Raw genomic sequence first — 6,094 nt, forward strand, 5'->3', positions numbered from 1 at the left:
CGAAGACATGCTGCGTGATCTCCGCACCGAGATCGGCATGGACAAGCCCGAGGACAAGGAGGATGAGCAGGAATGACGACCAAACAGACCACCCCGTCGCCTATGCTGGTGCTGGGACGTCACAACATCGCCCCGGCATACTGCCCACCTGAACGCCTGGAAGAACTAGAGCGCGAAGCCTATAACCTCTGGTGCAACTCGCTGTCTGGGGAAGAAGAGTTCTTCGAGGAAAACACGGGGGCAATGGAAGCGATCGCCATGATCAAATGGCAAGCCGAGAGGATCGCGAAGCTGACCAACGCATTGCGGGTCTGCGAAGCAAACGATCGCTCCAAACCCAACGGCTACGGAGAGGCGCGCCCGAGCGACGGAGTGAAACCATCGATTGGTCGATTCAATACACCAGCTGAGGTAGCGCGCGAAGTGTTGAAGGAGGTGGAGTAGGGATGACGATCAAACCGCAAGGGCGCGTCGTTGGTGGGACATGCCAAAATTCAAAGCTGACCAACAAGCTTGATGAGTCGGTCTACGCATACGCAAAGGGCGTCTATTGGCTCGAATTGCTGAAAATAAAGATGGTGCCGAAAAAGTGGAACAAACCCACCCGGAACGGCACGAAAGTCAAGTTTATCTATCCGCAGTCGCAAGAGGAGTTCGATAAGTCCTACGAGGATCTCAAGAAGTACGCCGCGGAGATCGACGAGCAGTACGGACTTGGCATCGTGTTAGTCGACGGACCCGCTCAGAAGGATGGTGAACCGACATGCTGACCGCTGAGGAACGCTACACCGCGATCCGTAAGCTAGGCACCAAGTTACTAGCCGTCACAGTGGAGGAAGCAACCGCGATGACGGACGAGGAAGTCTGTGGCATTGTGTGCGCTCTGCCGACGGTGGTGCTTTTGAAGGAGGTCGACCCGGAGTGAGAAAGGTATACCGCAACAAAAACCTCTTCAAGATTCCGAAATGTCCGAATTGCAAAAGGAAAACGCTTTATATCGAGTATGACGATTCAGAGTACAGCCTTAGCAGTTGGGTTGCCTGTGAAGATTGCGGTCACACGGAAGACGTCGAAAAACTGCATGCTCCCTTGAACTTCTTATTCGGGTATGGCGAACACTCGAAGCACTTCCGTCGCAATAGCAAGACCAAGCGCAAGCGCCGCCAGATGGTCGGAGGCAAGCGCTAACCCATGCAACACTACATCTGCTTAACCTGTAGTGAGTTCTGCACCGGCGACGAGGATCGCCGGGAGCGGAACCGCTGCGAGGAATGCGAGAGGGGGAAGGACGATGAAGCGCACGATCTACGTAGCCGGAGTCAACCGAAAGCACTTAGCCGCTGCGGCATCGTCCTGCCGCTTCTGGCTCCTATCGGTGACGCTGATCCGCAAGCGCGGGGGGGAGATTCCCGACTGGCTCAGACCGTACCACGCTGACCCCGAGAGGCGATTCCGCTTCGATCCCGGCACCTTCTCCGAAGGACCAGTCAGCTACCAGACCTACCGCCTATTCTTAGACCGCTGGTGCCGTCCGCAGGACGACTACCTCCAGTACGACGAGATTGGCGACCCGGAAGCAACTGCCTGGTATCTGAAAGACATGCGTCGACGGGGATACGACCCTATCCCAGTGCTCCAGCCCGGTGGAGACACGATACTCCTGCGAGAGCCTAAAGTCGCAATCGGCGGACTGCTGAGTTTAAGGGAAGAGGTACGAATGCTATACCTCGATCGACTGCTCCACGGGCCGAACAAGCCTGCTGGTGAAGTTCAACTGTTGGGCATCGGTAAACAAGACTGGTACGAACGCTACGATGTCGCAACATCAGGCGATTGCACGAGCTGGATACCGCGCTCTGAGTGGAACCGCCGCAAGAGCATCGAGCAGTGGATGGAGCATTTTGGTGAAGTGGAGATACCCCACGCACCGTTGATGACCCTACAGCAATCACTATTTTAGGAGGGATACGCACATGTTGATCGCCATCTACCTCGCGGCCATCGTCGCCGCCAACCTGAGCGTTACGTACTTCGGTGTCGCCTCGACCATCGTCAACGCATTCCTGTTCATCGGACTGGACATCACCACGCGGGACAAGCTGCACGAGAAGTGGAGAGGCAAGGGACTCTGGTGGAAGATGGCGGCGCTGATCGCCATCGGCTCCGCTCTGAGCTTCACCCTGAATCGAGAGGCTGGGCCTGTTGCCCTTGCATCGCTCATCGCCTTTGGCGCCTCTGGTGCGGTGGACACAGCGGTGTACCACCTGCTCCGCAAGATGGACACACAGACCCGAGTGAATGGCTCCAACATCGTCAGCGCGGCAGTGGATTCGATCCTGTTCCCGACCATCGCGTTCGGATCTCTGATGCCGGGCGTGGTGCTAGGGCAGTTCATCGCCAAGGTAGTCGGCGGGTACATCTGGTTTCGAATAATCAAAAAAACGGAGGTATGAACCTATGAACCTGACAACAATGTTTGAAGCGACCCGTCAGCACGACGCGGCGCTGATCGAGAAGAACAACCTGACCGGTGACCTGTTGTCCCGCAAGGTGCTGGCTCTGCAAGTGGCTTTGGGCCGGGTCGCGGATCTGGCGGGTATCGGAGGTTGGAGCACGACCGCGAAGCCGAGTACGGATGTTAAGTTGCTCTGTCATATCTGTAGTGGGAAAGGAACGATCATCGGTCTGAACTGGGAAGAGGCTACTTGTGAAGATTGCGTTGCGGGTGTAATCGGGCACACCAATCCCTTGCTGGAGGCGTACACCAAGGCGCTGGGAATCGTCATTAGCATCGGGGTGAGTATCGATCATGAAATCTACAGTTACTTTCACATCGATTGCGGAACGATCGAGGAACAAATTCTCGAAACCATGCGACGAGCAACCGAAGTGTATCGGGATGGCGAGGAAGCCTCTCTTAGTTACGAAGAGCTGTTCGAACACATCACATACCTTGGTGAGGTGCTTGGCTTCACCGAGGAGCAGATCGAGACCGCATACCTGGAGAGCATCGAGCGCCAGCGGGCGGCGATCGGCTAATGGCAACAGCGCCGAAGACCTACGTCGACGGTTTAAACCGGGAACGATGTACCGCAACAGGAAAACCCGTCGCACAATGTCGATGCAAGGAGCACACGAAGCGCAAGGAGCCTGCGAAGAGCAAGGATACGCCAAACGTACCCGTTGCACACGCGATCTATTACAAGCCGAAGACGTACCCCGTCAGACGAACAAAAGACTTTGAAATTCCGTTCGGAACGCCCATCCCACAGATCGGTGACGAGATGGACGTCACGAACGCTGGTACGGGCGAGGACATGCACATTCGAATCAAGCAGGTACATTCTGTTGAGTGGTTGGACGACAGAGGCGTAAAGGTGGACATCGAGTACGAGGTACTGTCTTCGGATCTTCGGGTCCGCATTGCGGACATACGCATCCACTGATAGATTGACCGCCACCGAGCGGATAGGAGGATACCCATGAAGAACAAACTGAACCTCGCCGCCGCGATCTGGTTGGCGGCGCTGATGCTGGCAGTTGGGTGTGGTGCGCAGGCCGGCGCGGAGCAGAACTTGCGGTTCACCGGCGAGCAAGGTTCCGAACCATACGTTAGGGTCGTAACCGACAACGCAACGGGTTGCAAGTATGGGCTGTACTCCAATTCAGGAACAGCCTGGACAGTCCTCTACGGCACCGACGGCAAGCCGTTGGGGTGCGGGGAGGTATCCAAGTGATCCACGAACTCAAGCTCGTGCAACCATACTTCGATGCGGTTGCCAGCGGGCAGAAGACGGTAGAGATGCGGTGGGACGACCGCGGCTACCAAGTCGACGACACACTCGTCCTGAGAGAGTACGATCCGGCGACGGACTCCTACAGCGGTCGGACGCTGGAACGTCAAGTCACGCACATCCTGCGTGGGGAAGAGTGGGGCGTGATGAACGGGTATTGCGCGCTGTCGATCAAGCCAGTGGTGAAAATGGGGCGATTCGGCCCGATCATTCTGCACCAGAAAGAGGACGGTTCGTTGCAACTGAGGGACAACCTATCGCGATTCTGGTGCGCATGCGGGGCACCGGCAGTTCACCAGATCGAGGAGCAAGCCAATACGATCTACGAGTTCCTGTGCATCAAGCACAACGCTGAATACCAGGAGGCATAGCCCGGAGGAGGGGAGCGAGTGTTACCAGATCCGCTAATGAACGTCGCTATAGTCGTGAAGGCGGACATCGCCGACGAAGACATGATCGTGCTGATCATCGGCAAACGCATCGTCAACCCGGACACGAATAACCCCTGGGACTACGTAGGGGTGAAGTATCCGATGGGGTTGGATCGGCATCGGGACTTCGTCTACTTCAACCACATGGACATTTACGAAGTGGTTGCCGAGGCTCCGACTTTGGTTGATCCGAAGGAAGAAGATGAAGCATAGGGAGGAGGGGAAGAGAGTGGCAAAGCAAACGAAAGTTTCCTGCGAGACGTGCAACAAATACAGCGGCGGTGGCTACTGTTGTCTCAAGGCTAACCAGGTGGACACGACGTGGAGAGAGTGCAGCACCTACACTCCGACCGCAAAGAGCATCAAACTGAGTCCCGCGCAGGACACGCTCATCAAGGCTCTGGTAGAACGCTGGGAAGCTGTCGGATATCTCTACCAGTGCGGGAATGAAGCTCGCACATGGGAAGCGCTTCAGAAGCGCGGACTGATCGCCTACGATTCAAAGATTGAAGAACAGAGCGAGCGGCACTACATCACCGTACTGGGTTATGAGTACGTGAATCTCGCCACGCAAGCCGAAACAGCATAGCACCAAGCCGAAATTTCGAGAGCCACTGAGCTCTCTTTCGGCGTTTCACCAGCACGGAATTCGAGGAGGACGATGGAGATGGCAATGACCGCAACCACCACTGAACAGATCGCATTCGAGGGGTTGGAAGTGAAACTCTCGTACAAGCAGGTGGAACTCAAGGTATTGGATCGTCTGGAGAAGTACAACCAGAACAAAGGTCGAATCAAGGTGCTGGAAAAACAGTCGATCGGACACGGCATTGAGATTGACGTTCACCCTTCGTCCTTCCGCGACGGCAAAGACCTGCTCTCGCTCGTACACGACAAGCTCAAGCGAATGAAGGAGAGCAACTACCTGTCCAAGCACGAACAGGAACTGGCGGCGATCTGGCGGGAGTACATGAAAGACTACAATCCGGCAGCGCTGAGTTCAAAGCTTGCAGCATTACGGAAGGTCGCTGCTGAGCTCCGCGAGAAAGGTGGCACCGAAAAAGACTTGGAGTTGATCAACGAACTGATTGGGAAGATCGTAGTCGCGGTGGAATCGCGGACTAATGGTTGGGGGCGAGAGAAGGGTTACAGCACCAACCGAATGGATGCCATCGTCGTAAAGCGTGTTGAGGATCAAAAGCGGGCTAAGGTAGAGTTGATCGACCTAGTACACGAGCAAGAGATCGTCGAGACGGCGCTGGAGCAGTTGGGCTACTACGACCACGAGTGCGAACAACTGATGCGGGTGCGGTACATCAAGCGCAAGAGCGTCATCGAGTCGTGTGAAGAACTCAGCATCTCCGAGAAGACCCATGACCGCCGCAAGAAGAAAGCGGTCGGCCTGCTCGCCCATCTCCTTGGCATCACGAATGCCAACTAAGAGGTGTGACGGTTGAGTGACGGTTACCTGACGGTAAGGCGACGGAAAATCTACGAAATTCCGTGTTATTCTGATAGCGTGGAAGACAAAGCAACAAGGCGAGAAACACCAGACGATGGATAGACCACACCGATGAGTTGCGGGGGAGCCCGCCATCCGTGTGGTCTTTCTATTCCCACGTCGCCGTAGCTCAAAAGGGAAAGAGCACCCGCCTCCTAAGCGGAAGGTTGCAGGTTCGAAGCCTGTCGGCGACGCCACAAACCCCGACGAAAGGATGGTCACCATGACTTGGACCTAGATTCAGCTCACGGGAGTAGTTGAGCCTACGCCCGCGAGCGACCTGCAAGAACACAAACGATGCATAGCCACTTCACAGGCATAGGTGTTTACCCGCCGCGCTTAACAGGACGCGGCGGTTCCTACGGGCC

General features: G+C 55.9%; 13 protein-coding genes and 1 tRNA gene. All 14 read left to right on the top strand.

The features are described from left to right. Positions 1 to 72: 72 nt before the first annotated feature. The 14 genes from C7459_RS22195 to C7459_RS22255 all read left to right on the top strand — a co-directional run bounded on the left by C7459_RS22195 (position 73) and on the right by C7459_RS22255 (position 5,923). Positions 73 to 444, top strand: a complete 372-nt coding sequence (locus C7459_RS22195; protein ID WP_109691427.1) for a hypothetical protein — start codon at positions 73 to 75, stop codon at positions 442 to 444. Between the two features lie 2 nt (positions 445 to 446). Beyond that, positions 447 to 770, top strand: coding sequence for a hypothetical protein (locus C7459_RS22200; RefSeq protein ID WP_109691428.1), 324 nt, complete (start codon positions 447 to 449; stop codon positions 768 to 770). After that, positions 764 to 925, top strand: a complete 162-nt coding sequence (locus C7459_RS23570) for a hypothetical protein (RefSeq protein WP_170119616.1) — start codon at positions 764 to 766, stop codon at positions 923 to 925. The genes C7459_RS22200 and C7459_RS23570 overlap by 7 nt, the downstream gene beginning before the upstream one ends. Continuing rightward, positions 922 to 1,188 carry a TFIIB-type zinc ribbon-containing protein gene (locus C7459_RS22205; RefSeq protein ID WP_109691429.1) on the top strand — a complete coding sequence of 89 codons (267 nt, stop codon included), beginning with the start codon at positions 922 to 924 and terminating at the stop codon, positions 1,186 to 1,188. The genes C7459_RS23570 and C7459_RS22205 overlap by 4 nt, the downstream gene beginning before the upstream one ends. A gap of 103 nt (positions 1,189 to 1,291) precedes the next feature. Then, a complete protein-coding gene (locus C7459_RS22210) occupies positions 1,292 to 1,960 on the top strand; it encodes a glycosyltransferase family protein (RefSeq protein WP_109691430.1) in 669 nt (222 codons plus the stop codon). A gap of 13 nt (positions 1,961 to 1,973) precedes the next feature. Continuing rightward, positions 1,974 to 2,453, top strand: coding sequence for a VUT family protein (locus C7459_RS22215; protein ID WP_109691431.1), 480 nt, complete (start codon positions 1,974 to 1,976; stop codon positions 2,451 to 2,453). Positions 2,454 to 2,457: 4 nt separating this feature from the next. Further along, on the top strand, positions 2,458 to 3,039 hold the full coding sequence (locus C7459_RS22220; protein WP_109691432.1) for a dUTP diphosphatase: 582 nt from the start codon (positions 2,458 to 2,460) through the stop codon (positions 3,037 to 3,039). Further along, positions 3,039 to 3,446 carry a hypothetical protein gene (locus tag C7459_RS22225; RefSeq protein WP_109691433.1) on the top strand — a complete coding sequence of 136 codons (408 nt, stop codon included), beginning with the start codon at positions 3,039 to 3,041 and terminating at the stop codon, positions 3,444 to 3,446. Before C7459_RS22220 ends, C7459_RS22225 begins: the two co-directional genes overlap by 1 nt. 36 nt (positions 3,447 to 3,482) lie before the next feature. Further along, complete coding sequence (locus C7459_RS22230) at positions 3,483 to 3,737, top strand: hypothetical protein (protein ID WP_109691434.1); 255 nt, start codon at positions 3,483 to 3,485, stop codon at positions 3,735 to 3,737. Next, positions 3,734 to 4,165, top strand: a complete 432-nt coding sequence (locus C7459_RS22235) for an ASCH/PUA domain-containing protein (protein WP_109691435.1) — start codon at positions 3,734 to 3,736, stop codon at positions 4,163 to 4,165. Before C7459_RS22230 ends, C7459_RS22235 begins: the two co-directional genes overlap by 4 nt. 36 nt (positions 4,166 to 4,201) lie before the next feature. Next, entirely contained in the window at positions 4,202 to 4,438 is a 237-nt protein-coding gene (locus tag C7459_RS22240) for a DUF4176 domain-containing protein (RefSeq protein WP_109691436.1), read from the top strand. Positions 4,439 to 4,454: 16 nt separating this feature from the next. Further along, on the top strand, positions 4,455 to 4,814 hold the full coding sequence (locus C7459_RS22245; protein WP_109691437.1) for a hypothetical protein: 360 nt from the start codon (positions 4,455 to 4,457) through the stop codon (positions 4,812 to 4,814). Between the two features lie 78 nt (positions 4,815 to 4,892). Further along, entirely contained in the window at positions 4,893 to 5,666 is a 774-nt protein-coding gene (locus C7459_RS22250; RefSeq protein WP_109691438.1) for a hypothetical protein, read from the top strand. A gap of 179 nt (positions 5,667 to 5,845) precedes the next feature. Further along, positions 5,846 to 5,923 (top strand) — tRNA-Arg (locus C7459_RS22255). Positions 5,924 to 6,094 lie beyond the last annotated feature (171 nt).

This window comes from Tumebacillus permanentifrigoris, assembly GCF_003148565.1.
In the GTDB taxonomy this organism is placed as follows: domain Bacteria; phylum Bacillota; class Bacilli; order Tumebacillales; family Tumebacillaceae; genus Tumebacillus; species Tumebacillus permanentifrigoris.

Excerpts from the sequence above, each read along its gene's own strand:
- C7459_RS23570 (WP_170119616.1), top strand. The coding sequence starts at position 764 with ATGCTGACCGCTGAGGAACGCTACACCGCGATCCGTAAGCTAGGCACC.
- C7459_RS22220 (WP_109691432.1), top strand. The coding sequence starts at position 2,458 with ATGAACCTGACAACAATGTTTGAAGCGACCCGTCAGCACGACGCGGCG.
- C7459_RS22210 (WP_109691430.1), top strand. The coding sequence starts at position 1,292 with ATGAAGCGCACGATCTACGTAGCCGGAGTCAACCGAAAGCACTTAGCC.
- C7459_RS22195 (WP_109691427.1), top strand. The coding sequence starts at position 73 with ATGACGACCAAACAGACCACCCCGTCGCCTATGCTGGTGCTGGGACGT.
- C7459_RS22230 (WP_109691434.1), top strand. The coding sequence starts at position 3,483 with ATGAAGAACAAACTGAACCTCGCCGCCGCGATCTGGTTGGCGGCGCTG.
- C7459_RS22215 (WP_109691431.1), top strand. The coding sequence starts at position 1,974 with ATGTTGATCGCCATCTACCTCGCGGCCATCGTCGCCGCCAACCTGAGC.
- C7459_RS22200 (WP_109691428.1), top strand. The coding sequence starts at position 447 with ATGACGATCAAACCGCAAGGGCGCGTCGTTGGTGGGACATGCCAAAAT.
- C7459_RS22240 (WP_109691436.1), top strand. The coding sequence starts at position 4,202 with ATGAACGTCGCTATAGTCGTGAAGGCGGACATCGCCGACGAAGACATG.
- C7459_RS22225 (WP_109691433.1), top strand. The coding sequence starts at position 3,039 with ATGGCAACAGCGCCGAAGACCTACGTCGACGGTTTAAACCGGGAACGA.
- C7459_RS22250 (WP_109691438.1), top strand. The coding sequence starts at position 4,893 with ATGGCAATGACCGCAACCACCACTGAACAGATCGCATTCGAGGGGTTG.